This window comes from Hydrocarboniphaga daqingensis (genome assembly GCF_900129825.1).
GTDB classification, from domain to species: Bacteria; Pseudomonadota; Gammaproteobacteria; order Nevskiales; family Nevskiaceae; genus Hydrocarboniphaga; species Hydrocarboniphaga daqingensis.
Genome location: NZ_FQWZ01000007.1, coordinates 210,483 through 232,690, shown reverse-complemented (window position 1 = coordinate 232,690; position 22,208 = coordinate 210,483). Strand labels below are relative to the sequence as shown.

Annotated in this window: 21 protein-coding genes and 2 tRNA genes; 10 read left to right on the top strand and 13 right to left on the bottom strand. The window is 66.7% G+C overall.

The genetic code is table 11. The features are described from left to right. Nucleotides 1-41 precede the first annotated feature (41 nt). Both cysC and BUB09_RS14700 read right to left on the bottom strand, forming a co-directional pair. On the bottom strand, nucleotides 42-599 hold the full coding sequence (cysC, locus tag BUB09_RS14705; protein ID WP_072898742.1) for an adenylyl-sulfate kinase: 558 nt from the start codon (nucleotides 597-599) through the stop codon (nucleotides 42-44). Between the two features lie 97 nt (nucleotides 600-696). Further along, a complete protein-coding gene (locus BUB09_RS14700; protein ID WP_072898740.1) occupies nucleotides 697-1,329 on the bottom strand; it encodes a DUF2845 domain-containing protein in 633 nt (210 codons plus the stop codon). A gap of 62 nt (nucleotides 1,330-1,391) precedes the next feature. Between BUB09_RS14700 and BUB09_RS14695 the strand changes: the two genes are divergently transcribed. Together BUB09_RS14695 and BUB09_RS14690 are read left to right on the top strand one after the other, a co-directional pair. Continuing rightward, nucleotides 1,392-3,467, top strand: coding sequence for a protein-disulfide reductase DsbD family protein (locus BUB09_RS14695; protein ID WP_245793299.1), 2,076 nt, complete (start codon nucleotides 1,392-1,394; stop codon nucleotides 3,465-3,467). A 23-nt stretch (nucleotides 3,468-3,490) separates the two neighbouring features. Continuing rightward, on the top strand, nucleotides 3,491-4,102 hold the full coding sequence (locus BUB09_RS14690; protein ID WP_072898736.1) for a thioredoxin family protein: 612 nt from the start codon (nucleotides 3,491-3,493) through the stop codon (nucleotides 4,100-4,102). Here the strand turns inward: BUB09_RS14690 and BUB09_RS14685 are convergent. The 5 genes from BUB09_RS14685 to BUB09_RS14665 are packed head-to-tail and all read right to left on the bottom strand — an operon-like array spanning nucleotide 4,092 to nucleotide 7,938. Then, nucleotides 4,092-5,462: a sodium:solute symporter family transporter gene (locus tag BUB09_RS14685; protein WP_072898734.1), complete on the bottom strand. Its 1,371-nt coding sequence runs from the start codon at nucleotides 5,460-5,462 to the stop codon at nucleotides 4,092-4,094. The genes BUB09_RS14690 and BUB09_RS14685 overlap by 11 nt on opposite strands. Before the next feature lie 21 nt (nucleotides 5,463-5,483). Continuing rightward, entirely contained in the window at nucleotides 5,484-5,711 is a 228-nt protein-coding gene (locus tag BUB09_RS14680; protein WP_072898732.1) for a hypothetical protein, read from the bottom strand. A gap of 36 nt (nucleotides 5,712-5,747) precedes the next feature. Continuing rightward, the gene (locus BUB09_RS14675; protein ID WP_072898730.1) at nucleotides 5,748-6,389 is read right to left on the bottom strand and encodes a response regulator transcription factor; all 642 of its coding nucleotides are present in this window, start codon (nucleotides 6,387-6,389) and stop codon (nucleotides 5,748-5,750) included. Beyond that, nucleotides 6,389-7,261, bottom strand: a complete 873-nt coding sequence (locus BUB09_RS14670; RefSeq protein ID WP_072898728.1) for a sensor histidine kinase — start codon at nucleotides 7,259-7,261, stop codon at nucleotides 6,389-6,391. The genes BUB09_RS14675 and BUB09_RS14670 overlap by 1 nt, the downstream gene beginning before the upstream one ends. Before the next feature lie 14 nt (nucleotides 7,262-7,275). Then, entirely contained in the window at nucleotides 7,276-7,938 is a 663-nt protein-coding gene (locus BUB09_RS14665) for a GAF domain-containing protein (RefSeq protein ID WP_072898726.1), read from the bottom strand. 199 nt (nucleotides 7,939-8,137) lie between these two features. Here BUB09_RS14665 and BUB09_RS14660 point away from each other — a divergent pair, with 199 nt between their 5' ends. The 8 genes from BUB09_RS14660 (at nucleotide 8,138) to BUB09_RS14625 (ending at nucleotide 15,018) form a co-directional block, all read left to right on the top strand. Next, on the top strand, nucleotides 8,138-8,629 hold the full coding sequence (locus BUB09_RS14660; RefSeq protein WP_072898724.1) for a CinA family protein: 492 nt from the start codon (nucleotides 8,138-8,140) through the stop codon (nucleotides 8,627-8,629). A 190-nt stretch (nucleotides 8,630-8,819) separates the two neighbouring features. Beyond that, complete coding sequence (gene recA / locus BUB09_RS14655; RefSeq protein ID WP_072898721.1) at nucleotides 8,820-9,836, top strand: recombinase RecA; 1,017 nt, start codon at nucleotides 8,820-8,822, stop codon at nucleotides 9,834-9,836. Continuing rightward, entirely contained in the window at nucleotides 9,820-10,293 is a 474-nt protein-coding gene (locus BUB09_RS14650; RefSeq protein ID WP_245793298.1) for a regulatory protein RecX, read from the top strand. The genes recA and BUB09_RS14650 overlap by 17 nt, the downstream gene beginning before the upstream one ends. 88 nt (nucleotides 10,294-10,381) lie before the next feature. Beyond that, complete coding sequence (gene alaS, locus BUB09_RS14645; RefSeq protein ID WP_072898717.1) at nucleotides 10,382-13,027, top strand: alanine--tRNA ligase; 2,646 nt, start codon at nucleotides 10,382-10,384, stop codon at nucleotides 13,025-13,027. A gap of 73 nt (nucleotides 13,028-13,100) precedes the next feature. After that, the gene (locus tag BUB09_RS14640) at nucleotides 13,101-14,336 is read left to right on the top strand and encodes an aspartate kinase (RefSeq protein WP_072898715.1); all 1,236 of its coding nucleotides are present in this window, start codon (nucleotides 13,101-13,103) and stop codon (nucleotides 14,334-14,336) included. Between the two features lie 99 nt (nucleotides 14,337-14,435). Next, the gene (csrA, locus tag BUB09_RS14635; RefSeq protein WP_072898933.1) at nucleotides 14,436-14,630 is read left to right on the top strand and encodes a carbon storage regulator CsrA; all 195 of its coding nucleotides are present in this window, start codon (nucleotides 14,436-14,438) and stop codon (nucleotides 14,628-14,630) included. Between the two features lie 155 nt (nucleotides 14,631-14,785). Continuing rightward, nucleotides 14,786-14,878 (top strand) — tRNA-Ser (locus BUB09_RS14630). A 63-nt stretch (nucleotides 14,879-14,941) separates the two neighbouring features. Further along, a tRNA-Arg gene (locus tag BUB09_RS14625) sits at nucleotides 14,942-15,018 on the top strand. A gap of 78 nt (nucleotides 15,019-15,096) precedes the next feature. Here the strand turns inward: BUB09_RS14625 and BUB09_RS14620 are convergent. The 6 genes from BUB09_RS14620 to xerD form a co-directional block, all read right to left on the bottom strand. Then, a complete protein-coding gene (locus tag BUB09_RS14620; protein ID WP_084083473.1) occupies nucleotides 15,097-16,554 on the bottom strand; it encodes a TolC family protein in 1,458 nt (485 codons plus the stop codon). Continuing rightward, nucleotides 16,551-17,606 (bottom strand): efflux RND transporter periplasmic adaptor subunit, encoded by a 1,056-nt coding sequence (locus tag BUB09_RS14615; protein WP_072898703.1) that lies wholly within the window; start codon nucleotides 17,604-17,606, stop codon nucleotides 16,551-16,553. The genes BUB09_RS14620 and BUB09_RS14615 overlap by 4 nt, the downstream gene beginning before the upstream one ends. Continuing rightward, nucleotides 17,603-19,273, bottom strand: a complete 1,671-nt coding sequence (locus BUB09_RS14610; protein WP_072898701.1) for an ATP-binding cassette domain-containing protein — start codon at nucleotides 19,271-19,273, stop codon at nucleotides 17,603-17,605. Before BUB09_RS14610 ends, BUB09_RS14615 begins: the two co-directional genes overlap by 4 nt. Nucleotides 19,274-19,531: 258 nt before the next feature. Next, nucleotides 19,532-20,350 carry a DsbC family protein gene (locus tag BUB09_RS14605; RefSeq protein ID WP_072898699.1) on the bottom strand — a complete coding sequence of 273 codons (819 nt, stop codon included), beginning with the start codon at nucleotides 20,348-20,350 and terminating at the stop codon, nucleotides 19,532-19,534. 5 nt (nucleotides 20,351-20,355) lie between these two features. Further along, nucleotides 20,356-21,165 carry a DsbC family protein gene (locus tag BUB09_RS14600; protein WP_175550215.1) on the bottom strand — a complete coding sequence of 270 codons (810 nt, stop codon included), beginning with the start codon at nucleotides 21,163-21,165 and terminating at the stop codon, nucleotides 20,356-20,358. 82 nt (nucleotides 21,166-21,247) lie between these two features. Next, nucleotides 21,248-22,207, bottom strand: a complete 960-nt coding sequence (xerD, locus tag BUB09_RS14595) for a site-specific tyrosine recombinase XerD (RefSeq protein WP_072898697.1) — start codon at nucleotides 22,205-22,207, stop codon at nucleotides 21,248-21,250. Nucleotide 22,208: the final 1 nt, after the last annotated feature.

Sequence of the window (22,208 nt, the reverse complement as noted above, 5' to 3'; positions counted from 1 at the left end):
CGACGCGGTGCCGTCGAAGCCAGGCTGCGTGCAGCCGCTGGCTACAGCAGGCCGTCGGCGATCGGCAGCGCGAGGATGCGCTTGACCTCGTCGGCGACGTTGCCGCGACTGGCATCGACCGCCAACTCGGGCGCCTGCGGCGGCTCGAACGGATCGTCGATGCCGGTGAAGCTCTTGATCTCGCCGCGCCGGGCGCGTGCGTACAAACCCTTGGTATCGCGCTGCTCGCAGACCGCCAGCGGCGTCGACACGTGGATTTCGTAGAACCGGCCATAACGGCTGATGCGATCGCGCGCCTCGGTACGCGAGCTGCGATACGGCGCGATCGCCGCACACACGCAGATGCCGCCGTGGCGCGTGACTTCGGCGGCGACGTAGCCGATGCGGCGGATGTTCAGTTCGCGGTCGTTGCGTGAAAACGTCAGGCCCGACGACAGCATTTCGCGGACGATGTCGCCGTCGAGCAGCGTCACCGGGCGACCGTGCAGCTGCTCGACCTGGCGCACCAGCTCGGCGGCAATCGTCGACTTGCCGGCACCGGACAAACCGGTCAGGAAGATTGTGAATCCGGTTCGGCCGGGCAGGCTCGAAGTACTCATCGCTCGTATGGGTCCATTGCGTAAAGGTCGTGCCGCACGACGCGTCGGGTTTCGGCACGTTGGCCGGGCGCGGTATCGGAGCAGCGACAGGGATTATCTATTGGCGGCTGCCGCGGGCGCCATTGTCGACTTGGACGACGCGGCCGTTGTCCAGCGTCAGCACGCGCATGAACAGGTTCGGGCCGAAGTCATAAACCCATTCCTCGCGGAACACCGGCAGCAGCACCGTGCGGAACGCGGACGTGCCGGCCGATGGGGCCGGCAGGCGCTGCTGAACCAGCACCGGCTGCGCGCGCCTTGTCAGCGGCGCTCCGCATTGCATCAGCAAGCGATACTTGCTCAAGCCCTCGACCAGCGACTCGGCCGCGCAGCGGCGCTGCTCGGGCGGCCGCTCGGCAAAGCCGTAGCCGTCGCTGGCGATGTCGATCACCCGGCCGTTGCGCAGCCGGATCGTGCGCAGCAATTGCTGCGAGCCGAAGTTGTAGGTCCATTCCTCGTGCTCGGCCAGCGCCCCATCGACCAGCGGCTGCAGGCTCCAGACGTCGCGGTACGCCGGCTCTCCGCAGGCGGTCAGCAGCTCGGCGGCGCGGGCTTCGACCGACACCAGCCGGGATCCGCAGCGCATCGAATCGCCGGCTGCTGAAGGCGGCGCGATCCACAGCGCAGCCGCCAGCACCGGCAGCCACACCCGCGTGCGCAGCGCCGTGACGCGCCCGGTTGGACGGACCATGGTTGGTATCATCGGCCGATGATGACGCAGCCCGCCGGTGTCTGCGCGCCCGGAGCCTGATGATGAGCCTGCCCCGATTCGCCCCCGCCCTGTGGTTCGGCATGCTGCTCGGCCTGGTCTCGCCCGCCAGTTCGGCGGCCGTCGTCCAAGCCGAGCATGTGGAAGTGGAACTGCTGGCAGAAAACACGACGCTGGTGCCGGGAGCCCAGACGTTGGCGCTGCGGATCAAGCCGGAGGATGGCTGGCACGTGTACTGGCGCAATCCGGGCGATAGCGGCCTGCCGACCCAGCTCAGCTGGACCGGCCTGCCCGAGGGTGCACAGGCCGGCGATCTGCAGTGGCCGTTTCCCGAAGAACACAGCCTGGGTGAGCTGACCAACTACGGCTACGGCCACGACACGCTGCTGCCGTTGCAGCTGACGCTGTCCGACGCGGCGCCGCAAGCGCCGCTGCAGGCCAAGGCGTCGTGGCTGGTTTGCGCCGACATCTGCATCCCCGGCAAGGCCGAGCTGACGCTGGACCTGCCGTTTTCGCGCGAGCCGGCCCAAGCCGATGCCGCCAACGCGGCGGCATTCGCCGCTGCACGCGCCGCGCTGCCGGTGCCGGCGCCGTTCCCGGCGCGCTTCCAGACGGATGCGACCGAGTTCCGGCTCGCCGCGGGCCCACTGCCGGGCAGCAGCGACACGGTCCGGTTCTTCCCTTATGCCGGCGACGTGTTGGCGCATGCCGGCAGCCGTCGGCAGGCCTTCGACGGCCGCGAGCTGCGACTGGCGCGCCCGCTGTCGAGTTACTTCGTGCAAGCGCCGGAGCGCGTCGACGGCGTGCTGGTGGTTGGCGACGACGGCGATGCGCGCGCCTATGAAATCCAGGCCAACCCCGGCGAGGTGGCGGCGGTGGCCGCGACACCGCTGGGCACCACGGCGCCGTCCGAAGCCGCACCCGGCTTCTGGCTGGTGCTGCTGCTGGCCTTCGGCGGCGGCTTGATCCTGAACCTGATGCCCTGCGTGTTCCCGGTGCTGTCGCTGAAGGCGCTGTCGGTGATGAAGGTGCAGGACCAGGCCGCCGCCGAGCATCGCCGTCATGCGCTGGCCTATACCGCTGGCGTGGCGCTGAGCTTCGTCGGCGCGGCGGCGGTGCTGATCGGCCTGCGCGCCGGCGGCGCGGCACTGGGCTGGGGCTTTCAGCTGCAATCACCGCTGTTCGTCGGCCTGCTGGTCTACGTGATGCTGGCGCTGGGGCTGTCGCTATCGGGCGTCGTGCACTTCGGCATGAGCTGGATGGGCGCCGGCCAAAGTCTGGCGTCACGGCCGGGCCTGTCGGGCTCGTTTTTCACCGGCGTGCTCGCGGTGGTCGTCGCCAGCCCCTGCACGGCGCCGTTCATGGGCACCGCGCTGGGCTACGCGCTGACCCAGCCGGCAATCGTGTCATTGACGGTGTTTCTGGCGCTGGCACTGGGCTTGGCATCGCCGTTTCTGCTGATCGGCTTCGTGCCGCGCTTGGCCGCCGTGCTGCCCAAGCCCGGCCTGTGGATGGAAACACTGAAGCAGGTGCTGGCGTTTCCGTTGTACCTGACGGCGGTCTGGCTGCTGTGGGTGCTCGGCGGGCTGACCGATCGCAACGGCATGGGGCTGGCGCTGGTCGGTAGCGTGCTGCTGGCGTTCGCGTTGTGGCTACTCGGGCGCGGGCCGCGGTGGTTCGGCAAGCTGCTGGTGTTGGCGGCGCTGGCCGGCGCAGTGGCGGTGCTGTTCCACCCGCTGCTGCGCGCGCCGGCTGCCGGGGGTCCGGTCAGCGCAGCGCCAGTCGGCAGCGAGGTCTATTCCGACGCGAGACTGGCCGAGCTGATCGCGCAGAAGCGCACCGTGTTCGTCGACTTCACGGCCGACTGGTGCCTGACCTGCAAGGTCAACGAACGCGTCGCATTGCGCTCGCAGAAAGTGATCGATGCGTTCGCGCAGCACCAAGTGGTGTCGATGGTCGCCGACTGGACGCGCGCCGACCCGGCGATCACCGCGACCTTGGCGCGCTACCAGCGCAGCGGCGTGCCGCTGTATCTGGTGTCGGTCAACGGCGAGGAGCCTCGCGTGCTACCGCAGGTCCTTACTCCGGATCTGGTCGTCGACGCGGTCGGCGGCCGCTGACGACCACCAACGGAGCTTCGACGATGCGCGCCATCCACCTCATCGGCAGCAGTGCGGCCCTCGTGGCGAGCCTGCTGGTCAACCAAGCCTATGCCGCCGCCAAGATCGGCGAGCCGGCGCCCGACTTCCGCGTCGCCGGCGCCGACGGCAATGCGCATGCGCTGTCGGACTATCGCGGCCGCTTCGTGGTGCTCGAATGGTCCAACGCCGACTGCCCTTTCGTGCGCAAGCACTACGGCAGCGGCAACATGCAGTCGCTGCAGCAGCAGGCGACCGCCGACGGCGTGGTCTGGCTGACGGTGATCTCGTCGGCGCCCGGCAAGCAGGGCCATGTCGATGCCGCCGAAGCGCAGCGACTGACCGAAAAGCGCAAAGCCGCGCCGAGCGCCGTGTTGCTCGACGAATCCGGCACCGCGGGGCGCCTGTATGAAGCCAAGACCACACCCCACATGTTCCTGATCGACCCGGAGGGCAAGCTGGTCTACGCCGGCGCGATCGACAGCACGCCCAGCAGCGACCCGACCGACATCGCCTCGTCGAAGAATTACCTGAAGGTCGCGCTGGACGAGGCGCGTGCCGGCAAGCCGGTCAGCGAACCGCTGACCTCACCCTACGGCTGCAATATCAAGTACTGATCGCCATCGGCCGCGCCAGCGGCACGGCCAGCGCGTACGCCACGAACGCTGCTGCCAACGCCAGCAAGTACGGCGACGACAGATCGATCCAGTACGCGCCGACGACATAGCCGACCGTGCCGACGACCAGCGCCGCGTACGCGCTGGCGGCGCCACCCCAGCGCGGAAGCCACAGCGCGACCACCATCAGCACCAGGATGCCGGCCGTACCGGTGGCCGAGGACTGCTGCACCAACTCGTAGACGCTGTCGCTTCCGAGCGCGATCCCGTACGCGACGACGCCGAACAGCACGACCGCGATCCGGTCGCTACGCAGGCGGCGCGCATCGCTCCAGCCCGGAAACAGCGGCGCGATGACGTTGTGCGCCAGCAGCGAGCCGGCCACCAGCAGCGCGCCGGACAAGGTCGACAGAATGGCCGACACCAAGGCGCCGAGGAACAAGATGTACAGCGGCAGCGGCAGTTGCTGCTGCGCAAACAGCGACAGGGATTGCTCCGGGTCGCGCCCGGCACCGATAAACGCAGCGGCGCCCAAGCCGATCGCCATTGGCAGCAAGCCCAGCAACAGATACAGCGATCCCGCCGCGACGGTGGCACGCGTCGCCAGCCGTGCACCGCGCATCGACAGCACGCGCGACACCAGTTCTTGTGCGGCGATCGTCGAGAACACCGGGATCGCCAGCGTGTCGAGAATGTCGAGCAGGCCGCGGTCGTGAGCGGGGTCGAGGCGCTCGGGCGGTAGCGAGACCAGCACCTGGGCGCCGCCGATGCTCAGGAACACGACGAACAAAGCCACGACGCCGGCGATCAGCACCAGCCCCTGGACCAGATCGGTGACCGCGTCGGCCCACATGCCGCCGATCGCGGTATAGGCGATCACCACGGCGGCCGCGAGCGTGATCGCCACCAGCAGTCCGATGTCACTGGCCGAGGCCAGCACTTGGCCGAAAGCACGGATCTGCGCCGCCGCCCACATCACCGACGACGGGATCATCACCAGGGCAGCCAGACGCTCGACGCCGCGCCCGTAACGCTGGCGGAACAGGTCGGCCAGCGTCATCAAGCCACGCTTCCACAGCGTGGCGGCAAACAGCACACCGAACAGCACGATGCCGATCGCATAGCCGAACGGATCGGCCAGCACGCCGGAGACGCCGGCCGCATAGGCTTCGCCGGCGGCACCGATGCAGGTCTCGGCGCCGTACCAGGTGGCGAACACGCTGAAGGTCCCCAGCCACGGCCCGAGGCTGCGGCCCGCCAGCAAGTAGTCGCTCTCGCTGCGGACGCGGCGCGCAAACCAGAACACGAACAGCAGTTGCGCGGCGATATACGCCAGCACGCAGCCGAGGACCAGATTCATCGAGGCCGTCGCCCGAGCGGCTTACAGGTCTTTGAACTGCCGGCGAAGCTCGTATTGGGTGTCGCCGACCACCGCTTCGAGCGCCTGGATGCGCGCTTCAAGCTGCGCGATGCGCTGCTGCTGCGCGTGAGCCAGCGACTGCAACTCGGCCAGTGTGCTGATCGGAGCAGCCGTCTTGTAGCGGCTGCGCAACACGCCGGCGATCAGTGCGGCGATCACGATGATCGCAACCATTTCGAACGGGTTCATCGGCGGACTATCAGTGGAATGGAGCGACGTGAAAGCTTACGACAGCAAGCCCTTGCGCGCTGCGTAGCGGACGACTTCCGCCGTGTTGCGCAGGCCGAGCTTTTCCATCATGCGAGCGCGATGGTTCTCGGCAGTCTTGACGCCGATATCGAGGATCTGCGCGATTTCCTTGGTGGTCTTGCCCTCCACCACCAACTGGAATGTCTCGCGCTCGCGCGCCGTCAGGGTGTCGTACGGGTCCAGACCGACTTCGCGCGGGCGTTGATGCTGGTCGGCCAGCGCCTTGGCGGCGCGCGGGCCGAAGTACGCCTGCCCGGAATGGATCGTCTTGATCGCCGTCATCAAGTCGGCCACCGAGGTGTCCTTGTTCAAGAAGCCCGAAGCGCCAGCGCGGATGATCGGCAGGATGTACTCCTCCTCCTCGTGCACGGTCAGCACCAAGGCCTTGGTGTGGGGCAGCTTCTCGCGGACCCGCTTGACCACTTCCAAGCCCGACAGCCGCGGCATCGACAGGTCGGTGACGACGACGTCGGGCTGCGTGCGCATGGCCAGTTCGACGGCCTCGTTGCCGTCAGCGGCTTGTGCGACCACTTCGCACTCGCCGGTTTCTTCGAGCATCGACACCAGACCCTGGCGCACGATGGTGTGATCATCGGCCACCAGCAAACGAATCGCCATCAGAGCCCTCCGGGCTTGGTTGCAGCGCCAGGCGCCGCCGAAATGTCATCGCCGGCTTCAACCGGCACTACCAGCGTAACGCGCGTCCCTTCACCGGGCGCCGATTTCAGTTCGAGCCGGCCACCGAACAGCTCGGCGCGGTCGCGCATGCCGCGCACGCCGACGCTGTCGCCGAGTTTGTCGGGATTGTTCAGCTCGCCGGGGTCGAAGCCGCGGCCATCATCGCTGACCTGCAAGCGCAGCAGATTGCCGATCCGCGTCAGGCGCACCTGAGCCTCGCTGGCACCGCTGTGCCGGATCACGTTGGTCAGCGCCTCCTGCGTGATTCGGAACACCAGGGTTTCCAGATCCGGCGTCAATCGCTGCTCACCAACCGTGGAACTGCATTCGATCGCGATCGCGCAGCGCTCGGCGAGCGTGCGCGTCAGCCACTGCAGCGCGACTTCCAGGCCCAGATCATCGAGCAGCGTCGGACGCAACAGCCGCGACAACTCGCGGGTGTCGTGCAGCGCGCTGCGGGTGATGTCGAGCGCATCGCCCAGCCGGCTGGCCAAGCCGACGTTTTCGTGCGCGTGCGCGTCATCGGCAATGCGCTGAAGGTGGTTGGCCAGCGCGGTCAGCGTCTGGCCGATGCCGTCGTGCAGTTCGCGGGCGAGACGGCGGCGCTCGTCTTCCTGAATCTTCCAGACCGCTTTGGCCAGCATCCGGAAGCGCTTTTCACTGCGCAGCGCCGCCTGAAAAAGCCGCTGGTTGTCCTCGGTTAGGGCCCGGACCTGGCGCAGTACGGCCTCGCGGTAGTCCTCGGAGGCGGCATCGAGCCGCTGTTCGGGTGTACCGGCCGATTGTTGATGCGGCGGAACCGGGTTATCCATTCCCTGACCGCGATCTAGATGGCGATGCGCGGCAAGCTGGTGCCCGATCGCAAGCAGGCCTCGAGTTGCGCCAGCGCAGTGCAGGCCGAACTGGCGCCGATCACCAGAGAGGCTTGGTCGCACAGGCCATGCAGGATCTCCAGGTCGAGCGCGCCGATCATCGATGCGTCCGTTCCGCGCAGCGCGCACAGCAAGCCCGAACGGCGACTGCCCAAGTCCAGCGGCATGCAGAACAGCGCCGCGCGACGCGAGTCGACGGCATTGGCTTCAAGCTGGAACGCGCGGCCCAGCTCGTCGGCGGCCACTGGCTGGCGTTCGCGCAGCACGGTGCGGACCACCAGCGACGCCTGCGTCAGCACCAGATCCATGGCCTCGACCGGGCGCATCGCGCGGATGCAGGCAATCTCCATCACGCCACTGTCATTGCAGATCAGCAAGAATCCGCGCGCCGCGCCGAGCAGATCCGTGGCGGTGTGCAGAATTCCGGCCAGTGCTTGGGTTGCGCCCTCCGACCCGACCGCATCGGTCAGAACGTCGGGTGTCAGCAGCTCGGCCGGCTGATCGCCAGCGATACGTTGACGGGCAGTCGTGCGCCGCCGTGGTGCAGCCGGGCGGACGCGCTCGGCGGACATCGAAAACGCACTGCGGTGGCCATGAAGCGTTAGGCGTGTCGCCATGGGCCTCGACCTCTCTGGTTCAATGTTGGAGATGGACGCTGGTGCCGAAGGGTCTGATCTTCCTCTTGAATCAAGGGAGACGCCACTGGCGACTAGCGTGTCGTAATGGGGCTACCGGGGTGCAAAACCCGAGCCACTTCCGCCTAGTAGGTCAATTTCCCTATAGGGTGTCTTACCCCGAACGCAGCAGCTGCTCTTGATGACTTCCCATTCGATCGTCGCGTCGCTGGCCGACGCCCTGACCCGCCGCCGGCAGCAACTGGCCTGCGCCGAATCCTGCACCGGCGGACTGATCGCCGCGTGGCTGACCGACCGCCCCGGCAGCTCGGCGTGGTTCGAACGCGGCGTGGTGACCTACACCAACACCGCCAAGTCCGAGCTGCTCGGGGTGCCGGACGACGTGTTCCGCGAGCACGGCGCGGTCAGCGCCGCCTGTGTGGCAGCGATGGCCTCGGGCCTGCTGCAGCGTGCGCCAGTCGACTGGACGCTGTCGGTCAGCGGCATCGCCGGACCCAGCGGCGGCAGCCCCGACAAGCCGGTTGGCACCGTCTGGTTCGGCTGGGCCGGTCGCGGGTTGGCGGCCGAAACCGAGTGCCGGCACTTCGACGGAGACCGCCAAGCGGTCCGGGAGGCGGCCGCGCTGCATGCACTGACCGGACTGCTGCAACGGATCGACCGGGCTGCCGGCTGAGTCTGTCGCCGGGCCTCGAACGCGGTGGCCGGGGCGACACCGATCACGCCCGGCCCCGCGATCTATGGGACAATCCAAGCCGTTCCGGCTACCCGCGCAAGCCTGCATCCGCCGCGGCGCCCACCCCGATTCACACCCGCAAGCCCGGCGGCCGTCATGGCCTGCCTACGAGAGAGTCACGAGAGAGCCAATGGACGAAAACCGCAAGAAAGCCCTTGAAGCCGCGCTAAGCCAGATCGACAAGCAGTTCGGCAAGGGCACGGTCATGCGCATGGGCGCCAACGACCGCACCGAAGTCGAAGCGATCTCCACGGGTTCGATCACGCTCGACGCGGCGCTGGGCATTGGCGGCGTGCCGCGCGGCCGCGTCGTCGAAATCTACGGCCCGGAATCGTCGGGCAAGACGACGCTGACGCTGCACATCGTCGCCCAGGCCCAGAAGGTCGGCGGCGTGGCGGCCTTCATCGACGCCGAGCATGCGCTCGACGTGTCCTACGCCGAAAAGCTCGGCGTCAACATCCCCGACCTGCTGATCTCCCAGCCCGACACCGGCGAGCAAGCGCTGGAAATCGTCGACATGCTGGTGCGCAGCAACGCGGTCGACATCGTCGTCGTCGACTCGGTGGCCGCGCTGGTGCCGAAGAGCGAAATCGAAGGTGAAATGGGCGATGCATCGGTCGGCGTGCAGGCGCGCATGATGTCGCAGGCGATGCGCAAGCTCACCGGCAACATCAGCCGCTCCAAGTGCACGGTGATCTTCATCAACCAGCTGCGCATGAAGATCGGCGTGATGATGCCGGGCCAGAGCCCGGAAACGACGACGGGCGGCAACGCGCTGAAGTTCTACGCGTCGATGCGCCTGGACATCCGCCGCATCGGCTCGATCAAGAAGGGCGACGAGGTCATCGGCAACGAAACCAAGGTCAAGGTCGTCAAGAACAAGCTGGCGCCGCCGTTCAAGCAGGTCGTGTTCGAAATTCTGTACGGCGAAGGCATCTCGCGCGAAAGTGAGCTGATCGACTTGGGCGTGGAACACAAGATGGTCGAAAAGTCCGGCGCCTGGTACGCCTACAAGGGCGAAAAGATCGGCCAGGGCAAGGACAACGCCCGCACCTACTTGCGCGAGCACGAAGATGTCGCGATGGAGATCGAGACCGCGCTTCGCACCAAGCTGCTGCCGCCGCGCGGCCGTGCGGCAGCGGAATAAGCCCCCGCTGGAAACGCCGCAGGCGCGCGACACCGCGCTGCGGCTGCTGGGGCGACGCGAGCATTCGGCTCGCGAGCTAAAGTCCAAGCTGCGTGCTCGGGGCCTGGAGTCCGACGACGCCGACCAAGTCGTCGACGGACTCGCCGAGCAAGGCTGGCAGAGCGACGACCGATACGCCGAGATGCTGGTGCGCTCGCGCATCGGCCAAGGCCACGGCCCGCTGCGGATCGAAGCCGAGATGCGGATGGCCGGCATCGACGCGGACGTGATCCGGGCGACACTCGACGCTGCCGGTGAAGACTGGGACGCCGTCGCGCGGCGTGTGTGGCAACGCCACTTTCGCGAACCGGCCACCAGCATGGCCGAGCGCCAGAAGCAGTACCGCTATCTGATGGGACGCGGCTTCGACGGCGGCACGATTGCCCGAGTACTGCAGCACGACCCCGAAGACGACTGACGTCACCCAGCGCACCGCGGCTAAAACCTAGCCCGGCCTCGGGTTTTTGACCTATCATGCGGCCCTTTTCTCTGGGGCTCGGGTCACCGTGAACAGCAACGAACTGCGCGCAAAGTTTCTCGCCTACTTCGCGCAACAAGCCCATACCGTAGTGCCCTCGTCACCGCTGGTGCCGGGCAACGACCCTACCCTGCTGTTCACCAACGCCGGCATGGTGCAGTTCAAGGACGTGTTCACCGGCCGCGACAAGCGGCCCTACACCCGTGCCGCCAGCTCGCAGCGCTGCGTCCGCGCCGGCGGCAAGCACAACGACCTCGAAAACGTCGGCTACACGGCGCGCCACCACACGTTCTTCGAGATGCTGGGCAACTTCTCGTTCGGCGACTACTTCAAGCGCGACGCGATCCAGTTCGCCTGGGAGTTCATCACCGGCCGCGACTGGCTGGGCATCGACCCGAAGCGCCTGTGCGTGACCGTCTACCAGGAAGACGACGAGGCCTACGAGATCTGGAACAAGACGATCGGCGTGCCGGCTGAGCGCATCGTCCGCATCGGCGACAACAAGGGCGCCCGCTACGCATCCGACAACTTCTGGAGCATGGGCGACACCGGCCCCTGCGGCCCTTGCACGGAAATCTTCTACGACCACGACCCGGACGGCTCCAAGGGCATCTGGGGCGGCATGCCCGGCTCGCCCGAAGAAGACGGCGACCGCTGGATCGAAATCTGGAATGTGGTGTTCATGCAGTTCGACCGCAGCAAGAGCGGCGAAATGACGCCGCTGCCCGCGCCGAGCGTCGATACCGGCATGGGGCTGGAGCGGATCAGCGCCGTGATGCAAGGCGTACACAACAACTACGACATCGACATCTTCAAGACACTGATCGATGCCGTTGCCGCACTGGCAAAGGTCGCGCCGGATTCGTCGGCCTCGCTGAAGGTGATCGCCGACCACATCCGCGCGACCAGCTTCCTGATCTGCGACGGCGTGATGCCGTCGAATGAAGGCCGCGGATACGTGCTGCGCCGGATCATGCGTCGCGCGATCCGCCACGGCTACAAGCTGGGCTTGAACGAGCCGTTCTTCTACAAGCTGGTTGCGCCGCTGGCTCAGGTCATGGGCGAGGCCTATGGCGAGCTGCGTACGCAGCAGGCGCTGATCGAGAAGACGATCAAGACCGAAGAAGAGAGCTTCGCGATCACACTCGACAAGGGCATGAAGCTGCTCGATGACGCCATCGGCAAGCTCAGCGGCCAGACGGTGATTCCCGGCGATGTCGTGTTCAAGCTGTACGACACCTATGGCTTCCCGTTCGACTTGACCGCCGACATCGCCCGCGAGCGTCAGCTGACGCTCGACGACGCCGGCTACGAGCGCGAAATGGAAGCGCAGCGCGCTCGTGCACGCGCCGCCAGCAAGTTCGGCGGCGCCGACGAACTCAAGCACGAGGGTGAGGCCAGCACCTTCCACGGCTACGACGCGCTGACGCATGAGCAGTCGCGGATCACGGCGATCTACGTCGGCGGCCAGAAAGTCGACACGCTGCCGGCCGGCAGCGAGGCGGTGATCGTGCTCGATCACACGCCGTTCTATGCCGAAGGCGGTGGCCAGGTCGGCGACCGCGGCGAGCTCAGCGCCGGCGATGCCCGGTTCACGGTGATGGACACCATCAAGGTCGGTTCCGGCGGCTTCGGCCATCGCGGGCGGCTGGAATCGGGCACGCTGACCAGCGGCCAGATCGTCAGCGCCGCGGTCGACGAGGCGCTGCGCGCCGCCACACAGCGCAACCACTCCGCCACGCACTTGCTGCATCGCGCGCTGCGCGAAGTGCTCGGCACGCATGTCGCGCAGAAGGGATCGCTGGTCGACGAAACCCGCACGCGCTTCGACTTCAGCCATGGCGCGGCGCTCAGCGCCGACGAGATCAAGCAGATCGAACAGCGGGTCAACCGCGCGGTGCTGGCCAACGTGCCCGTCGGCGCCACGCTGATGCACTACGACGCGGCGATCGAAGCCGGCGCGATGGCGCTGTTCGGCGAAAAGTACGGCGACGAAGTTCGCGTGCTGGCGATGGGCGACTACTCCACCGAACTGTGCGGCGGCACGCATGTGACGCGCACCGGCGACATTGGCTTGTTCAAGATCGTCAGCGAATCCGGCGTTGCCGCCGGCGTGCGCCGCGTCGAAGCGATCACCGGCGAAAACGCGCTGGCCTACGTCGGCACGCTGGAAGCCCGCTACAAGCAGGCTGCCGATCTGGTCCGGGCGGGTCGCGACGATCTGGCCGACAAGATCGAGCAGTTGCTCGACCGCAGCCGGCAGCTCGAAAAGGAACTGGGCGCGCTGAAGGGCAAGCTGGCCTCGGCCGCGGGCTCGGACCTCGCCGCGCAGGCGCGTGACGTCGCCGGTACTCGTTTGCTGGTGTCACGCCTCGACGGCGTCGAGGGCAACGACCTACGCACGCTGCTCGATCAGCTGAAGAACAAGCTCGGCTCGGGCATCGTCGTGCTCGGCGCCGCCAGCGCCGGCAAGGTCAGCCTGATCGCCGGCGTGACCGCCGACCTGACCGCCAAGGTCAAGGCCGGCGAGCTGGTCAACCTGGTGGCGCAGCAGGTCGGCGGCAAGGGTGGCGGCCGGCCCGACATGGCCCAGGCCGGCGGCACCCAACCCGAGCACCTCGACACGGCCCTGGCCAGCGTCGAAGCCTGGGTCACCTCCAAGCTCGGCGGCTGACACGGCACCGGGCACTATCCAGCGCAGCCTGCCGAGGGCTGCGAACCCACTCCTAGCAGGTAGCAACAACGTCATGGCATTGATTGTCCAGAAGTATGGCGGCACCTCGATGGGCTCGGTCGAGCGTATCGAGCATGTCGCCAGCAAGGTCGCCAGCTGGCGCGCCAAGGGCCACCGCGTCGTCGTCGTCGTGTCGGCGATGTCGGGCGAAACCGACCGCCTTCTGAAACTCGCCAAATCGATCGACCCGCGCGGCAGCGAGCGCGAGTTCGACCAGATCGCCTCGACCGGCGAGCAGGTCACGATCGGCTTGCTGGCGCTGGCGCTGAACAAGGTCGGCGTGCCGAGCAAGAGCTACACCGGCTGGCAGGTCGCGCTGCGAACCGACAGCGCGCATATGAAGGCCCGGATCCAGGCCATCGACAGCGAGCGCCTGCTGGCCGACCTCGACGCCGGCATCGTGCCGGTGGTCGCCGGCTTCCAGGGCATCGACGACACCGGCGCGATCACGACGCTGGGCCGCGGCGGCTCGGACACGACCGGTGTGGCGCTGGCAGCGGCATTGAAAGCCGACGAATGCCAGATCTACACCGACGTCGACGGGGTCTACACCACCGACCCCCGCGTCGAGCCCAAGGCACGTCGCCTGGACCGGATCACGTTCGAAGAAATGCTGGAGATGGCCAGCCTCGGGTCGAAGGTGCTGCAGATCCGCTCGGTCGAGTTCGCCGGCAAATACAAAGTACCGCTGCGGGTGGTGTCGACCTTCGTCGACGGCCCGGGCACCCTGATCACGCTTGATGAAGATTCCCTCGGAGGGAACGTGGAAGACGCACTGATTTCCGGCATCGCGTTCAATCGCGACGAGGCCCAGCTGACCATCGCCGGCGTACCGGACCGGCCCGGCATTGCCGCCGCCATCCTGGGCCCGGTCGGCGACGCCAACATCGAAGTCGACATGATTGTGCAAAACGTCGGCGCCGATGCATCCACCGACTTCACCTTCACCGTACACAAGAACGATTACGACCGAGCCAGCGATGTGGTCAAGGCGCTGGCGGTGGAGTTGGGCGCCAAGGGCGTGCGCACGGCGACCGACATCGTCAAGGTCTCGCTGGTCGGTGTGGGCATGCGTAGCCATGCCGGCATCGCCAGCAAGATGTTCAAGGCGCTGGCGGCGGAGGGCATCAACATCCGAATGATCTCGACTTCAGAAATCAAGATCTCGGTCGTTATCGAAGATAAATACTTGGAACTGGCGGTACGGACGTTGCACCGGGCGTTCGAGCTGGATCAGGCGAAGAGCTAGCGCCTATACCAAATCGCCGGTCCTGGCAATCATGCATTGCGAGGACTAGCGACGCCGATCCCGCCGGGCGAGACTGAACACTGAATGCAGGAGAGCAACATGTTGATTTTGACCAGGCGGGTCGGCGAAACAGTGATGATTGGTGATGACGTGGCCGTTACGGTTCTCGGCGTCAAAGGCAACCAGGTGCGGGTCGGCATCAAGGCGCCCAAAGACACCCCGGTGCACCGCGAAGAAATCTTCGAGCGCATCCGTCGCGAAAACGAAGAGCTCCCCTCGGTCGTCAACGGCTGAACGCCGTTTTTTGCGGCCCGAACCTGACAGCCGACTCTAAAGTCGGCGTCATCAGGGCCTCGCAAAATAGTGCTGCAAAATCGCTTGTCGCAGCGGGGCTGGATGGATACAATGCGCGCCCTCGCCGGCGGCAGACACATAGCCCCTCGGCATTCGGAGAGTTGGCCGAGTGGACGAAGGCGCGCCCCTGCTAAGGGCGTATAGGGTTTATAGCCTTATCGAGGGTTCGAATCCCTCACTCTCCGCCAGTTAGCATTGGCGACAAGAAGTGAGAGCTTCTTGTGGTGGTTGTAGTACCTGCAGTTTCATGCGGGCCCGTAGCTCAGCTGGATAGAGTACCTGGCTACGAACCAGGTGGTCGGGAGTTCGAATCTCTCCGGGCCCACCAATTCGGTGGATCGTTGTAAACAAAAAAGCCGACGAGCTTCGCTCGCCGGCTTTTTTGTTGGCCGTCGGCCGCGGCGGGCTACAAGGCGCCGAGACGGAAGCGGTCGACGCGTACCGTCGCCGCGTAATAGTCGGTCAATGCGGCCAGGTAGCCGAGGCGAGCTTCAATCTGGCGGACGCGGGCATCAGCGGCTGCTTCTTCGCGCAGGTTGACGACGAAGAAGTCGCTGGCGCCGTCCTCGAACTTGTCACGCTCCGCGGCGGCCAGCAGGTCGGCCTGCTCGACTTCCTGGGCAGCCAGATCGACGAAGCGGCGCGCAGCCAACAGCTCGTTAGCGATGTTGCGGATCTCGATGGCGATACGCTCGTTGAGCAGCTGCTGGTCGAGCGTCAGCCGGTTGAGGTTGGCTTCCGACTCTGCAATGCGCCCGCGTGCGCTGCGCTGCTCGATCGGGATCGTCACATCGAGTTTGACGATGGCATCGGTGCCGTCGCGCGTGCGGCTGCCGGCGCCGAAGTCGCGCGCGGCTTCCAGGTTCAGATCCACGCGCGGCTTGAGCGCGTTCTGGCCCAGCGCCAAGCGGTTGCGCTCACGTTCGATGTCGGTGGCGATCAAGCCGACTTCGGGGCGCACCGCCAGCGCGGCATTGATCGTCGGCTCGATCGAGTCGGGATCGACGCTGCCCAGATCGGGCCACTGCGCGGGGCGCTCATCCGGCTGCGGCTGGCGCGGAAGGCCACGGTCGGTGCGCAGGAACAGGGACAGCTTGTTGGCCGACTCGGCGAGCTTGCGCTCCCCTTCGGCCACTTTGCCGCGACGCTTCAGAATGTACTGCAGGTTTTCGTTCAGATAGACCGACGCCAGATCGCCTTCGGACACGCGCGTCTGCAGGCCGCTCTGGCGCGTTTCGGCCAGCGCCAGCAGATCACGGTAAACCGACAGTGCATCGCCGGCGGCAAGCCAGTCGACATAGGCGCGCGCGGCTTGGTGCTGGACCCGCACCCGCGTCAGCGTCGCTTCGCGTTCGGCCTGCTGCAGGGCCAGACGGCTGTCGTAAAGACCACCACGACGCTCGTCGATATCGCGGTCGCGCCACAGCGAAAAGATCGCGCCGACCTTGACCTCGCCACCGCTGAGCGTCGCGAACTCATCCTCATAAACCGGGAACAGACCGTCGGCGATGCGGTAGCCGCCGTACAGCCGCGTACCCAACTCCGGCAGCGGCTTGACCACTTTGGAATCGAGATAGCGGCCGTCGTAGTAGCCGCTGAGCCGGTTCTTGGTCGACTGCTCCAGCCGCGCGTCGAACGCACCTTCGCTGGCCAGCAGTTTGCCGGCCTGGGCCTGTGCTTTCTGCAGCGCCGACAGAATCTGCGGGAATGAGTCGCGGGTGCCGTCGAGCAGCGCTTCCAGCGTCAGCGGCGGCACTGCCGAGGCCTCGCCCGGTGGCGCTTCGGCAGCGACCGCGGCGCCAACCGCCAACAGCGCGCTGGCGCCCCAAGCGCGCCATGCAGCGGCGTAGCGGCTCAGCCTCATTTCGACGACGCCTCACCCGAACCCCCGCGCGGGTCGGCGGCAACCGTCGGCTCCGGCGGGAAGTAGTTCAGCTGTCGCCAGATCTCATAGCCCAAGCGCACCTCGTTGAGCAGCACCCAGCCGCGCACCTTGCCGCCCAAGCGCAGGTAATGGTCGCCGGGCCACGGCTCGCCAGGCGGCTCGACAACGACGATGCGGTAGCGGCCATTGATCGATACGGCGGGGTCGACGTACTGAACCACGCCAGCAAACGTGCCGACCGCGACCGACGGCCAGCCGCTGAACTGCACCGCCGGCCAGCCTTCGAACATCAGCCGCACTTGCCGGCCCGGCCGCACCAGCACGGCGTCGAGGCCGCTGACGTAGATTTCGACCGCGCGCGATACCGACTGCGGCGCGAACGTCACCAGCACATCGCCTTCCTTGATGTAGGTCGAGGTATCGGCATTGGCCGTGCGCAGAATCATGCCGTCGCGCGGCGCCGTGATCAGCTGCGTTGCCTGACGCGACACAGCCGTCTCGGCCTTGGCCAGATCGGCGGCTGCACTGGCCTGGTAACCGCGCAGTTCTTTGTACTTGATCCGCGCTGCTTCGACGTCGCGGCGAGCGGCCAGGCCCTTCTTGAACAGCCGCTCCTTGCGCTCGACGTCGATCAGCGCGGTTTCGGTGGCGATGCGCGACGCATCGACGCGGCTGCGCACGGCGTCGAGTTCGGCTTGCAGACGCTGGATGTACTGCGGGTCGTTGTCGGCGATCTCCACCAGCGGATCGCCCTGGCGGACGATGCTGCCGTCGCGGACGTGCCAGGCCTTGATTCGGCCGCCGGTCAGCGCGGTCACCGACTGCACGCGATCGACCGGATTGAGTGCGATCAGCTGGCCGCTGCCGGGCGCAGTCTGTATCCACGGCGTCAGCGTCAGCATCAGCGCCAACAAACCGAGCATCGCGAGGATCAGCGCGCCGATCGCACGCGTCAGTCGCGGCGGACGCAGTGCCTGAATCGATCGAAACGGGGCCTCGTAGCGGGCGTCGAATTCGTGTTTGACGTTCATGCGGCGTCTCCGTCGCGGCGATCCAGCGGATGACCCAGCGTCTCAGGCCCCTGCAGTCCTTGTACGTCGTCGCGATGCGTAAACAGCACGAAAGTGAGTGACGGCTGGGCCAGCACGGCGTCAATCACGGCCTGCCGCTGGCGCTGCGACAGGCGATCGAGCACCGGGGTGACGATCAGCACGCGCGGGCGAGCCAGCAAGGCGATGGCGATCTTCAGCCGGATCGCATCCTCGGGCGACAGCGGGTAGCCGGTGCGGGCCAGCCGCGTGTCCAGCCCTTCGGGCAGACGCTCCAGCACATGCCCCAGGCCGAGCGCCTGCAGCTGGTCGCGCATTTGCGAGCGCGTGATCGACTCATCGCCCAAGCTCAGATTGTCGGCAATGCTCTGCTCCAGCGGCTCGGCATCATCGACGACGATCACCGCGTCGCGCAGTTGATGCACGTCGAGCTCGTCGACGTGCGCAGAGCCGATGCGAAGGCAGCCGCTGTCGGCGACGTGACGACGCTGGACCAGCGCCAGAACAGCAGCGCGCAGATCATCGTCGTCGTCCTGCACCCAGATCTTGGCACCGGCCGCCAGTGCGTAATCGAGCTGGTAGCCGATGCCGGCCCACTGCGTGTCGACACGGTCGAAGTGCAAGCCCAGCGGGCCAGCCGGCAAGGGCTCGCCCTGAATCTTCGATTCCTGCGGCGCTTCGAGCAGCTCGCCGAGTTTGTCGACGGCAGCGCACAGCTCGTAGTACTGGTCGAGCAGCGACGGCAAGCGCGTCAGCGACGTGAACACCGCAGCAAAGATCAGTTCCGCGGCGACCAGCTGGCCGAGCGTCAGCTGGTTGCGGATCACCAACCAGCCGCCGACGCCCAGCAGTCCGGCGCTGGCCAGCGCGTACAGTCCGTAGTAGCCGCACAACTGCGACAGCTTGAAGCGGAAGTGGCCGCGATGCTCTCCAACATAGGCAGCGATCAGATTCTCGGTCTGCTGCGCGGCGTAGCGGATCGTGCGCTCTGACTGGAACGATCCATGGACGCGGCCGAGTTCGGCAATCCAGCGCGCGGTCTTGAACTTGGCGCGCGACGCGGCCAGCTTGGTGGTGACCGCGTCGTCGACCCAGCCGCGCCAGATCATCCAGGCGATCAGCAGCAAAACCGCGCTGAACACGATGAACACCGGGTTGTAGGCCGCCACGACGACGATGCCGACCAGCGACTGCAGCAGCACCGAGGTGCCGTCCAGAACCAGCTTGGGCACGTTGCGCTGCACGGTGACGACTTCGAAGAAGCGGTTGGCCAGCTCTTCGCGGTTGAGCCCGGGCGTCTCGATCACGCGCGCATGCAAGCTGCGCAGCACCGCGGTCTGCGACAGCCGCGCAAAGAAGCGGCGCTCGAAGCGGTCCATCAGATGCGATTGCACCGCGTACAGCAGGCCATACATCAGCAGCAGCGAAAAAAGCACGATGGCCAGCACGACGACCGGCCTCAGCAGCGCGGTATTCGACACCGTGCTGATCAATACCTGTACCGAGAACGGCACCGCGAGCGCCAAGACTGCAGTGGCCAAGCCGTAGACGAAGGCCAGCCAGTAGAAGCGGCGGTCGGGGCTGATGATCGAACTGAACAGCCGCGACAGACGTTGTCGTTGTGACGCGACATCCAACGGCGCGCCCATCAGCCCAGGCCTCCACTGCGAACGACCGCCGTCATCGACAGACGGCCGCGAATCGGTAGAGGCGCGTCGTGGCACGCGCCGCTCAAGCACACGGGCAGCTTCATCGGTGAGATCGCTTCTGTTTGTTCAGCTCAAGCCATTACAAGGGGGCGATTGGCCGAGATTCAAGCGGGGCCGCTAATTTTTTTGTGCAATGCGGCAGCGGCGGGGACGTCGGGAGCCGACCCGGCGACGATCATCTGTCGCATGAACGGCCCGTCAGTTTGGGTGGGCATCGGTTTTGACGGTATCCAGCTGCGCCGCCGCTGCTTGGCGCTGCGTCAGCTCTTGGATCAGCGCCTCGGCCTTGGCATAGCCGTAATACACGCTGCCGTCGGGAAAGATGCTGACCGGCGTACCGCGCAGGCTCAGGTCACTGGCGACCTGATACTGCTGCCGCACCGGGTCGTCATCGCACGCGACTTTGCGACTGCTGACGACGCCGGCGCGCAAACCAGCATCGAGCGCACCACGACGATCCTTCTGACACCAGACCACGCGAGCGCGCTCATACGGCTTGGACCCTTCGCCGAAGCGCGAAAAAAACAGATACCGCACGCCGACACCCTGCTCGTTCAACCGCGGCACTTCCTGATGCAGCAGGCGGCAGTACTGGCAGTCGATGTCGGTGAACACCGTAATCCACTGCGTCGGCGCTGCCGGAGCAAATTCGATAGCGCCGGACAGCAGCGGCGCGATCGTCTGCAAGCGGTCCTCGTTAAGGCGACGCTCGGTGATCCGCTCGCCGGTGTCGATGTCGACCAGGCTGCCCGACAGCAGAAATCGGCCGTCGGCGGTCACGTAGCCGATCGTGTGTTCGGCCCGCACTTCGAACAGGCCCGGCGATGCAGAGCGGACGATGTCCTCGCGCCGGACTTCGGGCAGCCGGCTGGCGAGGTGATCGCGCATCTGTTCGAGCACGGTGTCGACCGGCGCCGCTGGATCGCCAGCGGCCGCTGGCGCGGTCCACGCCAGCATCAGCAACAGCGCGCGCCGCAGCACCGCTCCGGCGCCCGGATGCGCGACCGGCTTGGGCATGCCGATCAACTGGCTGGGGTTTCGCCGGCCGCCTTCTGCAGCACCGCCAGCAGATCGTCGGGCGGACGATAGCCGGGCACCAGTTCGCCGTTGGGCAGCAGGATCGACGGCGTGCCGCGCAAACCCAGCTCGGCGGCCGCCTGCAGCTGCGCCATCACCGGGTTGTCGCAGGACTTGTCGCCCTTCAGATCGGCGCCCGACTTGGCTTGGGTCAGCGCGGCCTTGCGGTCGGCCGAGCACCAGACTTCTTCGGCCTTGTAGAACGACGGCGTGTCGGCGCCGGTCCGCGGGAAGAACAAATAACGCACGGCGATGCCGCGCGCGTTGTACTCGGCGATCTGGCGATGCAGCATCCGGCAGTAGCCACAGTCGACGTCGGTGAACACGGTGACCGTGTACTTGGCGGGCTGGGCCTCGGGCGCAAACTCGATGTAGCCGCTCTGATCGAGCTTCTCGACGAGCGCGATCCGCGCCTGGCGGCGACGGTCTTCGGTCAGTTCCTTGCGCGTCTGCAGGTCGGTCATGTCGCCGGCGATCAGATAGCGGCCGTCAGCGGTCACGTAGCCGAAGTTCATGCCGATCTGGATCTCGTACAGGCCGGGCATCGGCGTGGCACGCACGTGTTCGGGCAACAGCTCCGGCATGTTGGCGACGACGGCGGCGCGCACCGCTTCCAGCTCGGCGCTGGAGGCCGGCGCTGCCGGTTCCGACGCGGCGGCAGGCTGCGATGGCGGCTGATCGGGCGGCGTCGGCGGCTTGCAGGCGACCAGCGACAGCAATAGCAGGGCAGGCAAATAAAGGCGCAGTTTGTTCACGGAACGATCCACGAGGTGGGGGACCGGCGGGCTCGCCACCGGAGCTGCATGATGCCACCAACGCTGTGACGACGACGACCGCTTAGGCCCGAGGGTGATGTCGCTGGTGCAAGTCGCGCAGGCGTACCCGGGTGACATGCGTGTAGATCTGCGTTGTCGACAGGTCGGCGTGGCCCAGCAAGGTCTGCACCACGCGCAAGTCAGCGCCGTGGTCGAGCAGATGCGTTGCAAACGCGTGGCGTAGCGTGTGCGGCGACAGGTGCTGGCGGATGCCGGCTTTGGCCGCGTAGCGCTGGATCAGCTGCCAGAAGTTGTGACGCGTCATCGGCCCGCCGCGCGAGGTGACGAACAGCCAGTCGGATTCCTGACCTCGCGACAGCTCGGGGCGTGCCTGCGCCAGATAGTCCCGCAGCCATTGCTCGGCAATCTCGCCGATCGGCACCAGCCGCTCCTTGCCGCCCTTGCCGACCAGCTGCACCAGATTCTGCTGCAGGCTCAGCTGGTGTCGCTTCAGATTGACCAGCTCGCTGACGCGCAGGCCGCTGGCGTACATCAGTTCGAGCATCGCGCGGTCACGCAAGCCGCGCGGGCTGGCGACATCGGGCGCGTCGAGCAGCTGGTCGACCTGCGCCTGTTCCATGTGCTTGGGCAGCGCACGCGGCAGCTTGGGCGAGGTCAGCCGCGCACTGGGGTCATCCTTGCGCTGGCCGTCGCGGACCAGAAAGCGGTAGAAGCGCCGCAGTGCCGACATCAGCCGGGCTTGCGACCGAGCCGAAAACTGCAGGCTGCGGTCCTTGCCGCGCATCTGCTCGTGCAACCGGCCGCGCATCGCCAGATAGTCGCGGATGTCGGCTTCGCCAGCCTCGGCGATGGCAACGTCGCGGGTCGCCAGCCAGCGCGCGAACAGCATCAGATCAGACCGATACGCGGCCAGTGTCTGCGTGCCGCTACCGCGCTCGATCCACAACAAGTCGAGCAGCCGCTCGATCGCCGCTGCATCGTCGGCACGGGCCTGCTCAGCAAACGGAGAGGGGTCGGTCATC